This is a genomic window from Pseudarthrobacter sp. RHLT3-21 (genome assembly GCF_059383495.1).
On the sequence record NZ_JBWZCI010000004.1, the window covers coordinates 159,532 to 177,246 of the forward strand.

The following is a 17,715-nucleotide window of genomic DNA, read 5'->3' on the forward strand; positions in this document are numbered from 1 at the left end:
TTGGATTACCCGGTCCTGATCAGAACCATGGTTGCTGCGCTTGCTCCGGCATTCCGCCGGAACAGCTTGCGCAGGGCAGACAGGACTCGAACCTGCAACCTGCGGTTTTGGAGACCGCTGCGCTACCAATTGCGCCACTACCCTATGGATCGAAAACAGCATCCTGACGAAACTTCCGCAGTTTCCACTGGGGCGCACGTCATCATCCGTGTTTTCAACACCGGAGAACCAGTCTACGCAACAACTTCGTCTACGTCGAACCAGCCTCATTCCGGACCGTCCAATCCGCCCTGATGGGTGAGTTGACCTGCAGTCACATCCACGCTTGCAGCCGGAACGATCCGCTGAACAGCATAGAGTAGATCACGTCGAATTCCACCATTCAGCCTCCGGGCTGCAAGCGAAGAACGGACCCTGCCATGTCTGCCGCCCGCGTTTCCAAGCGCATTTCCGCAATTGCCGAATCCGCAACCCTGGCTGTTGATGCCAAGGCCAAGGCGCTGAAGGCAGCTGGCCGGCCGGTTATTGGCTTCGGGGCAGGGGAACCGGACTTCCCCACCCCCGACTACATCGTCAAGGCATCCATCGAGGCCGCCAGCCAGCCCAAGTACCACCGCTACTCCCCCGCCGCCGGCCTGCCGGAGCTCAAGAAAGCCATCGCCGAGAAGACGCTCCGCGACTCCGGCTATGCCGTGGATCCGTCCCAGGTCCTGGTGACAAACGGCGGCAAGCAGGCCGTGTACAACACCTTCGCCACGCTGGTGGATCCGGGCGACGAAGTGATTGTTCCGACGCCGTTCTGGACCACCTACCCGGAGGCCATCAGGCTCGCCGGCGGTGTCCCCGTCGAGGTGTTCGCCGGACCTGAGCAGGACTACCTGGTCACGGTTGAGCAGCTTGAGGCCGCGGTGACGGACAAGAGCAAGATCCTGCTGTTTGTCTCACCGTCCAACCCCACGGGCTCCGTCTACAGCCCGGAGCAGGTCGCTGAGATCGGCAAGTGGGCCGCCGCGAAGGGGCTCTGGGTGGTCACCGACGAGATCTACGAGCACCTGACGTACGACGGCGTCCCGTTCACCTCGATCGCCACCGCCGCACCGGAACTGGGTGACAAAGTGGTGATCCTCAACGGCGTGGCCAAGACCTATGCAATGACCGGCTGGCGCGTCGGCTGGATGATCGGCCCGGCCGACGTCATCAAGGCGGCCACCAACCTGCAGTCGCACGCCACCTCCAACGTTTCGAACATCATGCAGATTGCAGCCCTCGCCGCGGTCTCCGGACCGCTGACCGCCGTGGACGAGATGAAGGTGGCGTTTGACCGCCGCCGCAAGGCGATCGTGGCCGGCCTGAACGCGATCGACGGTGTTGAATGCCCGACGCCGAAGGGTGCGTTCTACGTCTACGCTGACGTCCGTGCGCTGCTGGGCAAGGAATTCCCGACGGCGGCAGGCACCGCAACGCCGTCCACCTCCGCCGAGCTGGCTGCTTTGATCCTGGATGAGGTTGAGGTAGCAGTGGTGCCGGGCGAGGCGTTCGGCCCCTCCGGCTACCTGCGGCTCTCCTACGCCCTGGGCGACGAGGACCTGGCCACCGGCGTCGCCCGTCTCCAGGACTTCCTGGGCCGGGCCAAGTAACCCTCCCCGAACACCAGATGCGCTATCACTTTTGGTCCTTATTCACGGCTTATAGCGACCAAAAGTGATAGCGCATCTCTGGGCTAGAGAAGGCGGCGTTCGGCGGCCCACTTTGTCAGCTCGTGCCGGCTGGAGAGCTGGAGCTTTCGCAGCACCGCTGATACGTGGGTTTCCACGGTTTTGATGCTGATGAACAGCTCCTTGGCCACCTCCTTGTAGCTGTAGCCGCGGGCGATCAGGCGCATCACTTCGAGCTCGCGGGCGGAAAGCCTGTCCAGTTCGTCGTCGGCAATATCGGCCGGGGCGGTGCCGAACGCGTCCAGCACGAAGCCGGCCAGCCGGGGCGAGAACACGGCATCCCCACCCGCCACGCGGAACACGGCGTCGGTGATTTCTGCCCCGGAGATGGTCTTGGTGACATACCCCCGGGCGCCGGCCCGGATGACCGACACCACGTCCTCGGCCGCGTCGGAAACGCTCAGTGCCAGGAACTTGGTGGTGCCCAGGAGCGCCGCGGAACCCGCAATGACCTCCCGGCCGCCACCGCCGAGGCCGCCCGGCAAGTGCACGTCCAGGAGCACCACTTCCGGACGCGCCTGCGCGATCACGGCTATGGCCTGCTCAACCGTGGCCGCTTCACCTACTACCTGGATGCTCTCATCCAGGTCGGCCTTGAGTCCCGAGCGGAAGATGGCGTGATCGTCCACGATCACCACCCGGACCGACTGCGCGGGGCGGATGGGCCCGGTCCCCTGTAGGTTGTTCATGATTTCCCTTCCGCGTTGTCCGTTTGGAGCGCCGGCATTCCCAGCCGTACCTCGGTGCCGTCCGGCGTGCTGGTGATGGAAGCGGTCCCGCCGTGGCGTTTCATGCGTCCGATGATCGATTCGCGGACGCCGAGCCGGTCTTCGGGAACATCCTGCAGGTAGAAGCCCGGCCCCCTGTCCTTGATGAAGATTTCTGTATGCCCGTCGGAAACTTCCAGGTAGACGGAGACGGTTCCGCCGCCGTGCCGGGAGGCATTAAGCATCGCCTCACGGCTGGCCTGGACCAGCGCCTCGTGGGATTCGGTCATGGCTGTATCCCCGACGCTCACTACCTCCACGGCGTTGCCGAGGGCGTCTTCCACCTCGGCACCCACGGCCTTGATACGGTCCGAAAGCTGGCCCGCCTCCTTACCCGGGTCCTGGAACAGCCAGCTCCTGAGTTCGCGTTCCTGGGCCCGGGCGAGCCGGACGACGTCGTGCTCGTTTCCCGCCCGCCGTTGGATCAGGGCGAGGGTCTGGAGGACGGAGTCGTGCAGGTGGGCCGCGATCTCGGCGCGCTCCGTTTCACGGATCCGGCCGGCACGCTCCGTTTCCAGGTCCCGCCAGAATTTGAGTGCCCACGGAAGCAGCACCAGGACCACGCCGCCCAGCACGGCCACCGATGCCAGCAGTGCCAGCCAGGTCTGTTCCCACGATCCGGAGCCGGACACCATCACCAGCACGCCGGCAACCACCAGCGCCAACCCGGCGGCCAGGCGCGCCCAGCCGCCTGCCTGATCGGCCTTGGTCTTGTCCACCAGCCCAGCACGGCGGGTTTCGTCGAGCTGCATCCAGGCGATGGCTGCGCCTCCCAGCACGGCGGCGGCGGGGATCAGGGTCCCCAGGGGCACATCCACGCCCAGGAGCTGGGCAATCATAATGCCCGCCACCAGGAGGAGGCCGGCGCCCAGCAGCATTTCCTTGCCATAGCGCATGCTGCGGACCCGGAACCACGGCGGCCGAACGGCGGCCGGGTAGCCGGCACCGGGCCCGCTGCCGGAAACCCCCGGGGCGAAAGCACCGGCGTTGGGATTTCCCCACCATGGAGCGGCAGCGGGCGGACCGGGCGAGGGCGACACGGACGGAGGCACGGCGCTGAATGCCGGGTCAAGGCTGACGGCCGGGGCAATGGGCGACGCCGGACGCCTGGCGTTGCGCCGGGCGCTTTCGTCTGCTGTGGGGACCATGATCCACAGCCACGCGTAGAAGGCCAACCCGGCGCCGCCGGCGAGGGTTGCGAGCGCCATACTGATCCTCACGTTTTTCACCGGCCAGCCCAGATGCGCCGCGAGGCCGGCGCATACGCCCGCGATGACGCGGTCGCTGCTGCGGACAAGCGGTGGGCGGGTGAGGGCGGTGGTCATGTGTCAATCCAAACACGGATCAGGGTTCCCCGGACCCGATTCCGGCCTGAACCGGGGGTAACTCAGGGGCGAATCAGGGTGTTCCCCAGTAGAGCTGCGCCGCGCCGGACGGCAGGATCGAAGTATGAACTCCCAGACCCCTACCCCCGATGACGGCCAGCCCACGGAACCGCTCCCCCCACGCGACCCGGACCAGCCAACCGAACCCCTGCTGCCGCCCCCGGCTTCCCCGCAGGACACACCCCCGGCCGCCGGTCCCTACGACGGCCCGTATGCCGGCCCTTATTCAGGCCCGTATTCCAGCCCGTCTGCAGGCCAGTACGCTGGCCCTTATGCTGGCGCCAAGGCACCGGGCCAGTCCAGTGACTTCTTCACCTGGGTCCGGAGCCACGGCATCCAGCGCGGACGCGACCGGTGGATCGGCGGTGTGTCCAGCGGCATCGCTCACCGGATGGGCGTCGACCCCCTGATTGTCCGGGGCATCTTCATTGTCCTCACGCTCTTCGCCGGAATCGGCGTCCTCCTCTACGGCCTGGCCTGGGCATTCCTCCCCGAGCCGGACGGGCGCATCCACGTCCAGGAAGCCGGTGCCGGCCGCTGGTCCAGCGGCATGACTGGCTCGCTGATCACCACCGTGGTGGGGCTCACCGGGCTCGGCGGCGGATTCTGGGGCTGGAGCCGCAACGGCTTCGGCGGATTCCTCTGGACCGTCTTCTGGGTGGGCGGCGCCATCTACTTCATCTACTACCTGACCCAACGCAACAAGGCCCGGAATGGAGCTCCCATGAACGCCACAGCCCAACCGGCCGGCCCCGGCGGAAACTCCGGTTACCCGGCCTCCTATCCCACAACCCCGTACGCCTCGCCGTTTGCGGCCACGGATTCCGCCTCGACCCGCACGTCCGGCACGTCCGGCACGTCCGGCAGCGCACCTTACCTTCCGGTCCCGCCGTCGAGCGTTAACCCGCCTTACGGCGGCGGCAGCTACGGCGGGGGCGGCGGCGACGGCGGGGGCGGCGGCGACGGCGGTGCCTACGGCGGCTACCAGCCACCGCAGGGCCCGGCCCGCGCACCCAAGATCCGCCCCTCCGGCCCCGGCGCCCCGGCAGTAGCCATTACAGCGGGAACGGCACTGCTGGTGGGTGGCGGCCTCAAAGCCCTGGACGCCGGCAACGTCATCAACCTCGGTGACGCCGCCAACGCGATCGTCTGGGCCAGCGGCGCAGCCGTCCTGGGCCTGGGCATCCTCGTCGCCGGCCTGCGCGGCAGGACGTCAGGAATCCTCGGCTTCTTCGCCGTTGTGGCCTTGGTGATCGGCGGCATCTTCAATGTTGTGGGCAACGGCGACAGGGTCCGCTTCACCCAGGTCGACTGGGCACCCGCCAGCATCGAACAGGCAAGGGACGGCTTCGACGTGACCGCAGGCCGCGGGACTGTTGACCTCACGAAACTGAACCTCACCGCCCCGCTGACGTCCGACGTCGTAATTCCCCTGGACATCACCGCCAGCAACGTCACGGTGCTCATCCCCGACAACGTCCCCCTAGACATCAAAGCCGACATGACCATGGGCAACATCCACGAAGGCGCCGACAACCGCGGCGGGATGTCCACACGGGAGAGCAGCTACAACACCGACAAGCCCGGCGCCAGGCTGATCGTGGAGATCGACGGCACCTTCAGCAACATCACCATCCAGGAAGGGAACTGACATGAGCAACGTCAATCCGTCACCCGAGCCATACACTCCGGAAAGCACGACGGCGGCCAGCCACCCCGGAGCCGACGCACCACAGTCAGCCACCCGCGTAGGAACCGTGGTCTGGGGCCTCATCGTGACGGCGCTGGCCACCCTGATCATCATCGCCCAGTTGGGCTTGGTGACCCTGAACGGCACCTACGTTTTGATCGGCCTGATGATCGGCGCCGGCGCCGCACTGGTGATCGGCGGGCTGCTCTCGGCCCGGAAACGTGACAACGGACCCACAACAGGGAAGTCTTGAACCATGGACAAATTCTTCAGCATCGTCAGGGGCTTCGGCCTAAACCGTGGACCCCAAAGCTGGCTGGGCGGTGTGTGCGGCGGAATCGCAGCAAAGCTCAACGTGGATGTGGCATTTGTACGGATCGCTTTCCTGGTCTTCTGCCTCCTCCCCGGACCCGCCGTGGTCCTGTACATCGCCGCCTGGCTGGTCCTGCCTGACCAGCGGAACTCCATCCCGTTGCAGAACTTCCTGGACCGCCGCTCCATCAGCTGACACCCTGCCAGAACCGCAAGGCCCCCGCTCCCTCGGAATCGTTCCGGGAGCGGGGGCCTTTCTGCTGTCATGGCGAGGCGCCAGGTCAGGGCTGTTGTCCACCGGCCGGTGGACAACAGGTTCAACCGGCCGGGCCTGTTGGCCACCGCCCGGGACTGCCTGCACCCGGACCAGGGATCTCCGGACGCTACGGCCCACCATCTACGTGGCACTGCTGGTGGCGGTGGCGGTTTTCCTGTCCTATGCGTACGACGGCGCCGGGGTCCTGCTGTTTTGGCCTTCCCCCAGGTCTGGATGTTCACGTCCTCGCAGCGCCACGGCGTGGTCGCCACCGCGGTGCTGTGCGTGGGCGTCGCAGTCGGCCAGATCAGCCGCTGGGGACTCGCCGGCCCGGAGGTATACGGCATCACGGCCCAGCTGGTGACCTCGTTTGTGGCCAGCTGCATGATCGGACTCTGGATCTCGAAAGTCATTAAGCAAAGCGAACAGCGTGCCGAGCTCGAGGCCACGCGCCACGAACTGAACAACGCCGAGCAGGCACGCGGTGCATTGGCTGAGCGGGAGCGGATGGCCCGGGAAATCCACGACACCCTGGCCCAGGGGTTCACGTCCATCGCCATGCTCTCCGAAGCGGCGCAGGCCCAGCTCAGGGCGCAACCGGAAGCCCCGGCGGGTCTCGTGCGCAGCCTCACCACAATTTCGCGGACCGCCCGGGAGAACCTCGCGGAAGCGCGGGCCCTGGTGGCCTCAGGTGTCCGTCCGTTGTCCATGGCGGCGACCTCCTGGCGGCGCTGAAGCGGCTGCCGGACACCCTGCACCTGGACAGCATCCTGCTTACGGTAACAATGCCGGACAGCCTGCCCCCACTGCCGTCCACGCAGCAGGTGGCACTGCTCCGGACCGCCCAGGAGGCCCTGAACAACGTCCGCAGGCATTCCTGCGCCACAGCCGCGGAGGTACTGATGGACATCCCGGCCGGCGAGGCGCCGGTGCTCCGGCTGACGGTCACAGAGAACGGGCAGGGGATCGACGCCGCGGCCAACCACCAGGGGTTCGGCCTGAAATCGATGGCCGCCCGGCTGGACGAAATCGGCGGCCGGCTCCAGGTCTCCTCCGCACCGGGCGGCACCCGACTGGTGGCGGTAGTCCCCACCGCGGCTCCAGAGGCCGGCGGCACGGACGCCGGGCCAGGAACCCGAGGCACGGACGCCGCCGGTCAAGGAGCCTTGGCATGAGCCCCCGGAAACTGTGACGGTGGTCCTGGCCGATGACCACCCCGTAGTCCGGAGCGGCCTTGCTGCGCTGCTGGACACTGCGGACGGCATCGACGTGGTGGGCGCCGCGGCCAACGGCCAGGAGGTGGTGGACGCCGTCTGCCGGCTCCGCCCCACCGTCGTACTGATGGACCTGCGGATGCCCGTCCTTGACGGCGCCGGCGCCACCGCGCAGATCCGGGACCGGTTTCCTGACACCAAGGTTCTGGTGCTGACCACATACGACGACGACTCCGACATCATCCGCGCCGTAGAGTCCGGGGCGGTGGGGTATCTCCTGAAGGACACGGCCGGCGACCGCATTATCGAGGCCGTGCGCGCTGCAGCGCGCGGCGAGACGGTTCTCGCTCCACCGGTGGCGGCACGTCTGGTCTCGCGGATGCGCACGCCTGAACTGCCGCGGCTCACGGCCCGGGAGGTGGAGGTCCTTCGCTGCGTAGCGCAGGGATTGAGCAATCCCGAGGTGGCCACCGCGCTCCACATCGCCGACGCAACGGTCAAGACCCACCTGCTGCGGATCTTCAACAAGCTGAACGTGGACGACAGGACCCGTGCCGTGGTCCTTGCCATGGAGCGGGGCATTTTGTAACCGGTTTGTGTCGTAACGCACACTGCCGACTACAATCTAGGTGAGCTCAGCGTGGCGCTCTGCCTGTAAACCTTCACACCAGGATTTGAGCCGAGACATGAAAATTGGAATTCTTACCAGCGGCGGCGACTGCCCCGGGCTGAACGCTGTCATCCGCGGAGCCGTCCTCAAGGGCATCGCCATCCACGGCCACGAATTCGTGGGGTTCCTGGACGGCTGGCGCGGCGTCGTCGAAGGCGACATCATCGACATCCCCCGCACCATGGTCCGCGGCATCGCCAAACAGGGCGGCACCATCCTGGGCACCTCCCGCACCAACCCCTTTGAAAACGGCGGCGGCCCGGAGGTCATCAAGGCCCACATGGACCGCCTCGGCATCGACGCCATCATCGCGATCGGCGGCGAAGGGACCCTGGCTGCCGCGAAGCGCCTCACGGACGCCGGCCTCAAGATTGTGGGCGTCCCCAAGACCGTGGACAACGACCTCGACGCCACGGACTACACCTTCGGTTTCGACACGGCCGTGCAGATCGCCACCGAGGCCATCGACCGGCTCCGGACCACGGGCGAGTCCCACCACCGCTGCATGATCGCCGAGGTCATGGGCCGCCACGTGGGCTGGATTGCCCTGCACGCCGGCATGGCCGCCGGTGCCCACGCCATCCTGATCCCCGAGCAGAAGGTCAGCCTTGAGCAGATCACCGAATGGGTCCAGGAAGCCCACGACCGTGGCCGCGCCCCGCTGATTGTTGTGGCCGAGGGCTTCGTTCCGGACCACATGGAGTCCCCGCACTCCGAGCGCGGCCTGGACACGTTCGGCCGGCCACGGCTGGGCGGCATCGCGGACCAGCTCGCCCCCGAGATCGAAGCGCGCACCGGCATCGAAACCCGCGCCACTACCCTGGGCCACATCCAGCGCGGCGGCGTCCCGTCCGCGTTCGACCGTGTGCTCGCCACCCGGCTGGGCATGGCGGCGATCGACTCCGTGGTGGAGGGCTACTGGGGCACCATGGTAGCGCTCAAGGGTACCGACATTGAACACGTGAGCTTCGACAAGGCGCTGGGCCAGCTGAAGACCGTTCCGCAGAACCGCTACGACGAGGCAGCTGTCCTCTTCGGCTGAGCCGGATCGGCGCGAACGGACACTTGGGGCCCCTCCGCTGTGGGGCCCCAAGTGTCCGTTCGCGCTTGGCTGGGCTGGGTAGGCTGGGGATATGACTCTTGACCCCGGTTCCGCCGCCATCATCCAACTCGCTTGGGCCCGGCACCTGGGGCTCGACGACGGCGCTTTCGCTGCGTCGCTGAGTTCCGGCGAGCGGATCGTCAGGGCCGACGACACTGCAGAGACTGTGGAGTTCGTCAGGCTCTTCGGCAGCTCGGCATTGGTGGGACCTCAATGGGTCATTGACGCCGCCGCCGGAATTCCGGACGAGGAGATGGCCCAGCATGTAACCCTTCTGACCTTGACCCGATCCCACGGAGGCCACGGCCTGGGCGCAGCGGCGTTGTTCTTCGCCGACGACCTGCCCCTGCGCCAGCCCTCCGAAGGGCTCACCGTGTCCCACGGAAACCCGGAGGCGATCGAGCTCGAAGGCCTGTGCCCGCCGGACGACGTCAACGAAGTGCACCTGTCAGAACTTGGGAACCGGTACACCATCCTCCACGAGGTGGACGGGCGGCGTCTTCCGGTGGCGTGCGGTGCCTACGGGGAATGGGAAGGACTTCTCGCGCAGATGGGAGTCCTGGTGGACCCCGAGTGGCGGCGCCGCGGGCTGGGATCCGTGGCCGCATCCATCGCCGCCCACGAGGCCCTCGCGGCAGGCCTCACCGTCCAGTGGCGCGCCGAAGTCAGCAACACCGGGGCGGTGGCCCTGGCGAGGCAGCTGGGCCTGTCCACCGGCGGCATCCAGACCAGCGTGCACCTGGCGCACCGTTAGGGTCGACAGTGACAGTTTGCTGAAAAGAGAACCTGCCTGTCAGCCCGCCGCCGGGACCTCTGCCCCAGCCTCGTCCCCAGGCTGGGGCACGGGCTGAGGCTTCGCCAAAAACGCTACTGTCAGCGCGCCGATGAGAAGCACTGCCGCCGGCAACAGGACGGACTGGCCCATCGCCGTCGCGAACGGTGCGTGCAGCGCCTGCGGCAGAGCCGCACCAAAGCCTTCAGTGGACGCCGTCTGTCCCGGTGGCAGCGGCGGGAATTCGGCCACAATACGGGCCTGAATCAGTGCCGCCATGGCGGCTGCCCCCAGCACCGAGCCGATCTGCCGGCTGGTATTGAAAACACCCGAGCCGGCACCCGCCTGGCGTGGCGCCAGATTTCGCGTGGTGGCATTGGCGATCGGCCCGAAGATGCAGCCCATGCCCAGGCCCTGCACCGCACTCGGCAGAAGGAACATCCAGACAGGGGTATCGGGCGTCATGAGCACCGAAGTCCAGTAGATGGCCAGGGTGAAAAGCAGCATCCCGGCCACTGCAAACCAGCGCGGATTGACGCGGTCAATCAGCTTGCCCACTATGGGCGACAACGCACCGGTGAGGACGGCCATCGGAATCAGCAACAGGGCAGACTGCGTGGGAGTCAGCCCCAATGCGACCTGGTAAAAAATCATGGAAGCCAACGGGTAGGCCGTGATGGAGAATCCCACCACGGTTATTCCCGCGTTTCCCAGCGCGAAGTTCCGGTCCTGGAACAGGCCCAGCGGCAGCAAGGGTTCGCCGCCTCTCCGTTCAAGCCACCACTGCCAGCCGATGAAAACCGCCATCACAACAACGCCGGCGATGATCAGGCCCCATACCGTGAACGGGCCGCCTTCAATGGTCCCCCACTTGTACGTCTGGCCTTCCTGTATCCCGAACACGATCAGGAACATGGCTACGGCGCTCAGGAGCACCCCCACCACGTCGAAGGAGTGGCTGTGCGTTTTCAGTTCCGGGACGTTGCGCATCACCAGCAGGAACGCCACGATGCCTATGGGCACATTGATGAAGAAAATCCACTCCCAGCCAAGGGAGTCAACCAGGACGCCGCCGAGGATGGGCCCCACCAGGATGGCCATGCCCGCTGTGGCACCCCACAGCCCCATGGCCGCGCCACGGCGGTCCGGCGGGAAGATGCGGGTAATCACCGCCATGGTCTGGGGCGTCATCAGGGCACCGCCCACTCCTTGCACGGTCCGGGCCAGGATGAGGATCGCTATGTCGCCGGACAGCCCACACCACAGGGACGCAAGTGTAAATACCGCCAGACCCGCAATGTAGACCCTTTTCGGCCCGAACCGGTCCCCCAGACGCCCGGCAATCAACAGGAGCACGGCGTAGGACAGCAGGTACGCGCTGGTAACCCAGACGACGGCCGTGATGTCGGCGTCGAGCGCCTTTCCGATACTGGGGTTAGCCACGAACACGATGGTGGTGTCGATCAGGATCATAAAGAATCCCACCACCAGCGACCACAAGGCCAACCAAGGCCTGGCTACAGTTTCCATGCGATTCCTCTGATTATGGTGGAGCGCCAGTGGTGACTCAGTGTGGAAACGCTACGCCAGCAGATCGAGGATGTCCGTGCGGGCGAACATCTGCGCGGCAGCCCGGGCGGAGGGACTGCCGGCGTCGGGATCTGCACCGGCGTCCAGCAGCACCCGGGACACGTCTGTGTACCCCTTGAATGCTGCACCCGCCAAGGGGGTCTGGCCGCGGTCGTTGGCCGTGTTGGCTTCTCCGCCGTGCTCCAGGATCAGCTGCACCGTCTCCGCGTGGCCGTGGTAGGCGGCCAGCATCAGCAGGGAGTCACCCGCCGTGTTGGTCATGGTGGCCGGGGCCCCGGCGTCCAGATAGGTGCGCAGGAGCCCGGTGTCCCCCTCCCGGGCAGCCTGGAAGAGCCGGTGGGCCAAAGCCACGGCCTCGCCGTCGGGTGAAGTGGCGTCCGGTGCGGTGTTCTCGGTCATCAGCGGGTCCCCCTCAGGAATCCAGTCTGGCGCCCCACTACCTGGCCGGCGTCGGGAGCAACAATGACTTCCTGGGCAGCGATGTAAGGCTCCTCGCCGTCCAGCACGGTCAGCATTTCATCCGGTGCGACGGACCGCTTGATGACAGCCAGCGCCACCGGGCCCATTTCATAGTGCTGGGCAACGGACGTTACCGTCCCCACTTTCCGGTCGCCGAGCATAACCTGGCTGCCGGGCGCCGGCATGGTGTGCTGCGACCCGTCCAGCTGCAGGAACACCAGGCGCCGCGGCGGATGGCCCAGGTTGTGCACGCGGGCGATGGTCTCCTGGCCCTTGTAGCAGCCCTTGGACAGGTGCACGGCGGTGCGGAGGAGGTCAAGCTCGTGCGGAATGGTTTTGTCGTCGGTTTCCGCGCCCAGCCTGGGGCGCCAGGCAGCGATGCGGAGGGCTTCGGCAGCCATAACGCCGGCGAGTGGGCGGTCCGCCAAAGTTTCCTCGAGTTCAGCGACCGGCACCAGGTACTCGATCCAGGGCCGATCCAGCCCGGGGTGTCCTTCTTCCGGAACCACGGCGTAGGAGTAGCCGCCGGCGCCGACGTGCGGCCAAGGATCCCGCCAGGCCAGCAGTCCGGACCATTCCTCCACAGTCTTGGTGGACCCGAGCACGGCCCAGTCGGCGGAGACGTCGGTGATCTCGACGCGAAGCATGAACTTCATTTTGTTCAGCCACTCAGCCAGCGGTGCAGCCTCGGCGGCCTCAACAATCAGCCAGGTGGTCCCGCCGTCGTCCACTACGCGGGCGTCAAACTCGATCCGGCCCTGGACACTCAACAGCAGCAACTCGCTTGACTCTCCCGGCTGCAGGCCGGTGACCTGCTGGGAAGACAGGGTGTTCAGCCAGGTCAGCCGGTCCGGACCGCTGACCGTCACCACGCCGCGGTGGGAGAGGTCGACGACGGCGGTACCGGCTGCGAGGGCGCGCTGCTCACGCAGCGGCTCACCGTAGTGGGATGCGACGCCGGCGTCCGCGCCGGTGGCCTCGACGGCGCCAGGGCGCGACAGGAGGGGGCTGGGAGTAGTCATATGGTGGGAACGTCCTTAGGTGAGTAGGTATTCCGGTCTCGGGCAGCGGGTCTCGACCACCGGGGCCGGTCTCAGCGGTATTCCGGGTTCTCGAAGTCGAAGCGTGTTCCGGCTTTCCATTCTTCAGGAAGATTGCCGTACGCGGGAATCCCGCCGGCGTCCTTGAGCATCCGGGCGAAATGCAGCAGGTTCCAGGTCATAAACGTGGTGTTGCGGTTGGTGAAGTCGGATTCGGGGCCGCCGGAGCCTTCGTCCAGGTAGCTCGGGCCGGGGCCAACCGGGCCGATCCAGCCGGCGTCGGCCTGCGGCGGGATGGTGAAGCCGACGTGCTGCAGGCTGTACAGCACGTTCATGGAGCAGTGCTTGATGCCGTCCTCGTTGCCGGTGATCAGGCAGCCGCCAACCTTGGGGTAGAAGACCCACTGGCCCTTGTGGTTGAGTTCCCCCGAATGGGCGTAGAGCCGTTCGATCAGCTTCTTGGTCTGGGAGGAGTTGTCGCCCAGCCAGATGGGACCGGCCACCACCACAATGTCGGCTTCTTCAACAGCCGGGTAGAGGTCCGGCCACTCATCGGACGGCCAGCCGTGCTCGGTCATGTCGGGGTAAACACCGCTGGCAATGTCGTGATCGACAGTCCTGATCACGCGGGTGCTGACGCCCTGCTTCTCCATGATGAGGCGGCTGACGTTGATCAGGCCCTCGGTGTTGCTGGTCTCCGGCGACCGTTTGAGGGTCCCGTTGAAGAACACAGCCTTGAGGTCGCTGTAATCCGTGGAGTCCTGCTGTGCAGCCATGATGCTCCCTTGATTCACTCGTGCGTGAAGCCCAGGATGCCAAGTCTACTGAGGATCGGTGACGCGGCAGGGCCCTCAGGAAACCTTTTTCAGGAAAGCCGAGGCGTGCGCTTCGAGGCCCTTGCCGGGCTGTGATGTTCCGCCGGAGGCCACGTCCCAGCGCCAGAGCAGGTTGCCGTCCACCAGACCGAAGATCCGGGTTGCCGCGCTGTAGTCCTTGGAATGGCTGCCGCGCATCACCATGTCCGTGGTGAGCTGGACCTGCGGGCCCTTGATCTGCCCGTAGTAGAGCTCAGAGATCCCGCCGGGATGTGAGATGGACACCGAGATATCGAACCCGCCGTCTTTATTGCGCAGCGCTTCGACTTCGTCGGCGCTCTTGAGCGCGGGAACAATATCGGCCGGAATCAGGCCCGGTCCGCCGTCGGCATCAAGCTGTTTGCGCTCCAGCGCCCAAAAGCCGGTCTCAACTGTCAGCGGCCGCAGGCGCGTACCGTCGTCGTCAGTTAACCAGCTCTCCGCGCGGTACTGAAGATACGGCAGGCCGTTGTGCCTGAAGGACACATGCTGGAGGAAGTGTTCCGAGTCCTCGTCCCCGCTGCCGAGCCGGCCGCTGCCTTCCCACTCACCAATGAGCCAGGAAAGCGGAACAAGTTCCGGTGTCAGGTCTGTAGGAATTTCTATCGACACGGCAATTACCTCAGGAAAATGCTAGCTCGTTGAACGGGTTTACTTCTGGCCTTTGAAGAGGCGGTAAACCACAAAGCCGGCGAACCAGGCCATGGACAGGCTGGCGATGCCGAGCAGGACGAGGAAGAAGATTTCAAATGCAAGTACGGACATGATGCCATCCTAACCTGTTAGTAGATGAGTAGTTTGTCTATGAAGTAAGCCAGGGAGCCCACGGCCGAAACCGGTGCAAGCCCCATGCTAACCGCAGCCAACAGATTCAGCGGACCGCCGCGGAGTGTTACGAGGCGACGGAAGCTGACCAGTACGGCGCCCACCACAACGCCGAAGATCGCCGCGGGCAGGACAGCAATGTCGGAAAAGACCAGGCCAGCGAGCGGCCCGGCAAGCCCTGCCATCACGATGCCGAGGGGGGCCACGATGCTGTCCGGCCATCGGATCAGGCCGGCCAACAGTGCCACCGCAGCGCTGATGGCTGCCACCAGAAGCATCTCGCGGACGCCGTTGAAGCGCCCGCCGGCGATCCAGCCTGCTCCCAGGCAGGAGAGGAGCACACCGGCGCAGCAGCCCAGGGTGGATTCAAGCCGTTGGGCCTGGCCAGTACCCCGGATGAGCTGCACTACAAACACGGCCATCATGCCCAGCGCCATGAAGGCGGGCGTCCAGTCCAGGAAACCCGGGGCGGGGACAAAGCCGGCAGCGAGCGCCGATCCGACGCCGGGCAGTGCAATAACCGCTGCCAGGGTCTTCTTCGCGGGGATACGGAGGAAGTGAGGCCAGCCAATGCCTACCGCCATGGCAATCACCGCGGCGACGCCGATAAGTGCCTCGCGTGAGACGTATACGCCGGCGATGATCGCCACGAGACCCGCCACTCCGACAACACCGATGACCCAGGAGCCCAGTGACTTTGCCGGGGCCTGCACCTCGGCGGTCATCGGGGACCCGGCCGGCCGGTTCGCGGCGGCTTCGACTCTGCACTCAATTCGTGGCATCCCATTCTGGCTGTGGACCCGGCGGCTCTGCCAACCGCGTCAGGGCGTTCTGCCCCACGGCTCAATCCTGCCTTATATGACCCGGATATGTCGCAAAACGAAGGTTTGGAGGGGCGGAATCAATGCCGTCGCGCGGGCCGATGGGTATACTCAAAGTTCAGCTACGCTTCCTGCAACGGATGCCGGCCGGATAGATCCTTAGTCGGCCAAGACCGCTGCAGTGAGATAGTACCGGCCGGTGAAAACCCGGTTCAGTCGCCCGAAGATGCGCGGACGCCCCTTGGAGGAACAATGTCGCACATCCTGCTATTGACGAACAGCACCGGTTCTTCGGTAGACATTCTGCCTGCCCTGGAATTGCTGAACCACCGCGTGCACATCCTCGCCGCGGAGCCCACAGCCCTGCTGGAGACAGATCCCTGCGATATTGTGCTTCTCGACGCCCGTAAGGACCTCGTGGGCGCCCGCTCCCTCACCCAGCTGCTGAAAGCCACCGGCCTGAGCGCACCCCTGGTCCTGATCCTGACCGAAGGCGGCATGGCCGCCGTTTCCTCGGCCTGGGCCGTGGATGACATCGTGCTCGATTCAGCCGGTCCCGCCGAAGTGGAGGCCCGAATCAGGCTCTCCGTAGCGCGGGCAGTGCCGGACAAGGATGACGCCCCCACGGAGATCCGCGCGGCAGGCGTGGTCATCGATGAAGCGAGCTACACCGCCCGCGTCAACGGAGCGCCGCTGAACCTTACGTTCAAGGAATTCGAACTCCTCAAATACCTGGCCCAGCACCCCGGCCGCGTCTTCACCCGTCAGCAGCTGCTCACCGAGGTGTGGGGCTATGACTACTACGGCGGCACGCGCACCGTGGATGTCCACGTCCGGCGGCTGCGCGCCAAACTCGGCGCCGACCACGAAAACCTGATCAGCACGGTCCGGAACGTCGGCTACCGCCTGACCCTGGTGCGGCAGCAGGAAGACGAACTGACGGAAGCCTGACACCGTTCAGACAGCACCTTAATGCAGGAACAGCCCCGGACCAGTGGTCCGGGGCTGTTCCTGTCTTAGTGAAGCTTTATTTGTGGAGGACATACGGGTCGAACGTATCGAGGCCACCCCACTGGTGGATCCCCCTCGTTCCCACCGTGACCGGCGGGTGAGATAACGACTATACGTGGCTGGCCCCGGGGGCATCAAATCGGAGCGCCTTCCGGCCGGGGCGTATAGCCTAGCCTCATGAGTCCTGCGCACCCGGAAAAATGGCCCGTCCTTGTAGTCCACGGCGGCGTGGAAGAACAGCTGCTGAAGGATTGCGTGGCGCTCCTGGCAGCTGCCGAAGAGTCTGACGGCAACCCTTCGCTTTCCGAGCAAACAGTGGTGACGCTCCGCGCCGGGGACTCGGCAGAGCATTCCCTCCTGACCCTTGCCCTCTACGCGCCGGACGAGGACTCCGACCCGTCCTCAGGCCAGGACCTGGCCGGGGTTGCGGTTGTTGTGGAGGACGCGGACGGCAGCGGAGTCCTGGAAATTGCCGTCCATCCCAGCTACCGCAACCAAGGCGTGGCCGACCGCCTTGTCGCCGCGCTCAAGTCCGGGCGCGGCCTCGACGGCCTGAAGGCCTGGTCCCACGGCAACCACGAGGCGGCAGCGGACCTCGCATCCCGCTACGGCTACGGTCCGGTGCGCGAACTCTGGAAGATGAGGCTGACTACCGCCGCTGCGGAACTGCCCGACGTCGGCCTCCCGGACGGCGTCACGCTGCGCGCCTTTGTGCCGGGCAAGGACGAGGACCGCTGGCTGGCCGCAAACCGCGCCGCCTTTGCCCACCACCCCGAGCAGGGCTCCATGTCCCGCGCGGACCTGGATGCCCGGATGGCCGAGGACTGGTTTGATCCTGAGGGCTTCCTGCTGGCGGTGGACGCCGAGGACCGGCTGCTGGGATTCCACTGGACCAAGGTGCATCCGCGCCACGGCGCCCATCCGGCGATCGGCGAGGTCTACGCGGTGGGCGTCACACCGGCCGCACAGGGTATGGGCCTGGGCAAAGCCCTCACAGTGGCCGGCATCAGGCATCTGCAGGGTCTGGGTCTTCACGCCGTCATGCTCTACACGGATGCCGACAACACTGCGGCGGTTTCCCTCTACCGGGGCCTGGGCTTCACACGCTGGGATATGGATGTGATGTACGGCCCGCTGGCCGCCGTTTAATGGCGCCCGGGTGAGTTAGGCCGCTCGTGTGACTAACGGCTTCGGATGGGCCGAAATCTAGGGCTCGTGGACGCTGATTGATT

19 protein-coding genes and 1 tRNA gene are annotated in these 17,715 nt (G+C 66.0%); 11 read left to right on the forward strand and 9 right to left on the reverse strand.

All coding sequences use genetic code 11. The annotated features are described in order from the left end of the window. Positions 1–71 precede the first annotated feature (71 nt). Positions 72–144: transfer RNA gene (locus tag AC50YA_RS06475), tRNA-Trp, on the reverse strand. A gap of 275 nt (positions 145–419) precedes the next feature. Between AC50YA_RS06475 and AC50YA_RS06480 the strand changes: the two genes are divergently transcribed. Continuing rightward, positions 420–1,637: a pyridoxal phosphate-dependent aminotransferase gene (locus AC50YA_RS06480; protein WP_494981487.1), complete on the forward strand. Its 1,218-nt coding sequence runs from the start codon at positions 420–422 to the stop codon at positions 1,635–1,637. Between the two features lie 83 nt (positions 1,638–1,720). On the opposite strand, the gene AC50YA_RS06485 is transcribed toward AC50YA_RS06480, so the two are convergent. Both AC50YA_RS06485 and AC50YA_RS06490 read right to left on the reverse strand, forming a co-directional pair. Then, a complete protein-coding gene (locus AC50YA_RS06485; RefSeq protein ID WP_252569539.1) occupies positions 1,721–2,404 on the reverse strand; it encodes a LuxR C-terminal-related transcriptional regulator in 684 nt (227 codons plus the stop codon). Next, a complete protein-coding gene (locus AC50YA_RS06490) occupies positions 2,401–3,807 on the reverse strand; it encodes an ATP-binding protein (RefSeq protein WP_494981488.1) in 1,407 nt (468 codons plus the stop codon). The genes AC50YA_RS06485 and AC50YA_RS06490 overlap by 4 nt, the downstream gene beginning before the upstream one ends. A gap of 124 nt (positions 3,808–3,931) precedes the next feature. Between AC50YA_RS06490 and AC50YA_RS06495 the strand changes: the two genes are divergently transcribed. The 8 genes from AC50YA_RS06495 (at position 3,932) to AC50YA_RS06530 (ending at position 9,865) form a co-directional block, all read left to right on the forward strand. Next, positions 3,932–5,518, forward strand: coding sequence for a PspC domain-containing protein (locus AC50YA_RS06495; RefSeq protein WP_494981489.1), 1,587 nt, complete (start codon positions 3,932–3,934; stop codon positions 5,516–5,518). Between the two features lies 1 nt (position 5,519). Further along, the gene (locus AC50YA_RS06500) at positions 5,520–5,810 is read left to right on the forward strand and encodes a hypothetical protein (RefSeq protein ID WP_494981490.1); all 291 of its coding nucleotides are present in this window, start codon (positions 5,520–5,522) and stop codon (positions 5,808–5,810) included. Positions 5,811–5,813: 3 nt separating this feature from the next. After that, positions 5,814–6,065 (forward strand): PspC domain-containing protein, encoded by a 252-nt coding sequence (locus AC50YA_RS06505; protein ID WP_494981491.1) that lies wholly within the window; start codon positions 5,814–5,816, stop codon positions 6,063–6,065. Positions 6,066–6,134: 69 nt separating this feature from the next. Beyond that, positions 6,135–6,860 (forward strand): histidine kinase, encoded by a 726-nt coding sequence (locus AC50YA_RS06510; RefSeq protein ID WP_494981492.1) that lies wholly within the window; start codon positions 6,135–6,137, stop codon positions 6,858–6,860. A gap of 50 nt (positions 6,861–6,910) precedes the next feature. Then, a complete protein-coding gene (locus tag AC50YA_RS06515; RefSeq protein WP_494981493.1) occupies positions 6,911–7,300 on the forward strand; it encodes a sensor histidine kinase in 390 nt (129 codons plus the stop codon). Between the two features lie 19 nt (positions 7,301–7,319). Further along, complete coding sequence (locus AC50YA_RS06520; protein WP_494981494.1) at positions 7,320–7,928, forward strand: response regulator; 609 nt, start codon at positions 7,320–7,322, stop codon at positions 7,926–7,928. A gap of 97 nt (positions 7,929–8,025) precedes the next feature. Continuing rightward, on the forward strand, positions 8,026–9,051 hold the full coding sequence (locus AC50YA_RS06525; RefSeq protein ID WP_494981495.1) for an ATP-dependent 6-phosphofructokinase: 1,026 nt from the start codon (positions 8,026–8,028) through the stop codon (positions 9,049–9,051). Between the two features lie 91 nt (positions 9,052–9,142). Beyond that, complete coding sequence (locus AC50YA_RS06530; RefSeq protein WP_494981496.1) at positions 9,143–9,865, forward strand: GNAT family N-acetyltransferase; 723 nt, start codon at positions 9,143–9,145, stop codon at positions 9,863–9,865. Positions 9,866–9,904: 39 nt separating this feature from the next. Here AC50YA_RS06530 and AC50YA_RS06535 read toward each other — a convergent pair whose 3' ends face one another. From AC50YA_RS06535 to AC50YA_RS06560, 6 genes are all read right to left on the reverse strand, one after another. Beyond that, positions 9,905–11,413, reverse strand: coding sequence for a DHA2 family efflux MFS transporter permease subunit (locus AC50YA_RS06535; RefSeq protein WP_494981497.1), 1,509 nt, complete (start codon positions 11,411–11,413; stop codon positions 9,905–9,907). 51 nt (positions 11,414–11,464) lie between these two features. Beyond that, positions 11,465–11,872: an ankyrin repeat domain-containing protein gene (locus AC50YA_RS06540; RefSeq protein WP_494981498.1), complete on the reverse strand. Its 408-nt coding sequence runs from the start codon at positions 11,870–11,872 to the stop codon at positions 11,465–11,467. Then, positions 11,872–12,954 carry a CAF17-like 4Fe-4S cluster assembly/insertion protein YgfZ gene (ygfZ, locus tag AC50YA_RS06545; protein ID WP_494981499.1) on the reverse strand — a complete coding sequence of 361 codons (1,083 nt, stop codon included), beginning with the start codon at positions 12,952–12,954 and terminating at the stop codon, positions 11,872–11,874. The genes AC50YA_RS06540 and ygfZ overlap by 1 nt, the downstream gene beginning before the upstream one ends. A 71-nt stretch (positions 12,955–13,025) precedes the next feature. Beyond that, positions 13,026–13,748 carry a flavodoxin family protein gene (locus AC50YA_RS06550; RefSeq protein ID WP_494981500.1) on the reverse strand — a complete coding sequence of 241 codons (723 nt, stop codon included), beginning with the start codon at positions 13,746–13,748 and terminating at the stop codon, positions 13,026–13,028. Between the two features lie 75 nt (positions 13,749–13,823). Continuing rightward, the gene (locus AC50YA_RS06555; RefSeq protein ID WP_494981501.1) at positions 13,824–14,438 is read right to left on the reverse strand and encodes a nitrobindin family protein; all 615 of its coding nucleotides are present in this window, start codon (positions 14,436–14,438) and stop codon (positions 13,824–13,826) included. A 170-nt stretch (positions 14,439–14,608) separates the two neighbouring features. After that, a complete protein-coding gene (locus AC50YA_RS06560) occupies positions 14,609–15,376 on the reverse strand; it encodes a permease (RefSeq protein ID WP_494981614.1) in 768 nt (255 codons plus the stop codon). Positions 15,377–15,724: 348 nt separating this feature from the next. Between AC50YA_RS06560 and AC50YA_RS06565 the strand changes: the two genes are divergently transcribed. Beyond that, positions 15,725–16,423, forward strand: coding sequence for a winged helix-turn-helix transcriptional regulator (locus AC50YA_RS06565; protein WP_056344481.1), 699 nt, complete (start codon positions 15,725–15,727; stop codon positions 16,421–16,423). A 237-nt stretch (positions 16,424–16,660) separates the two neighbouring features. Beyond that, entirely contained in the window at positions 16,661–17,632 is a 972-nt protein-coding gene (gene mshD, locus AC50YA_RS06570) for a mycothiol synthase (protein ID WP_494981502.1), read from the forward strand. The last annotated feature ends 83 nt before the right edge of the window (positions 17,633–17,715 follow it).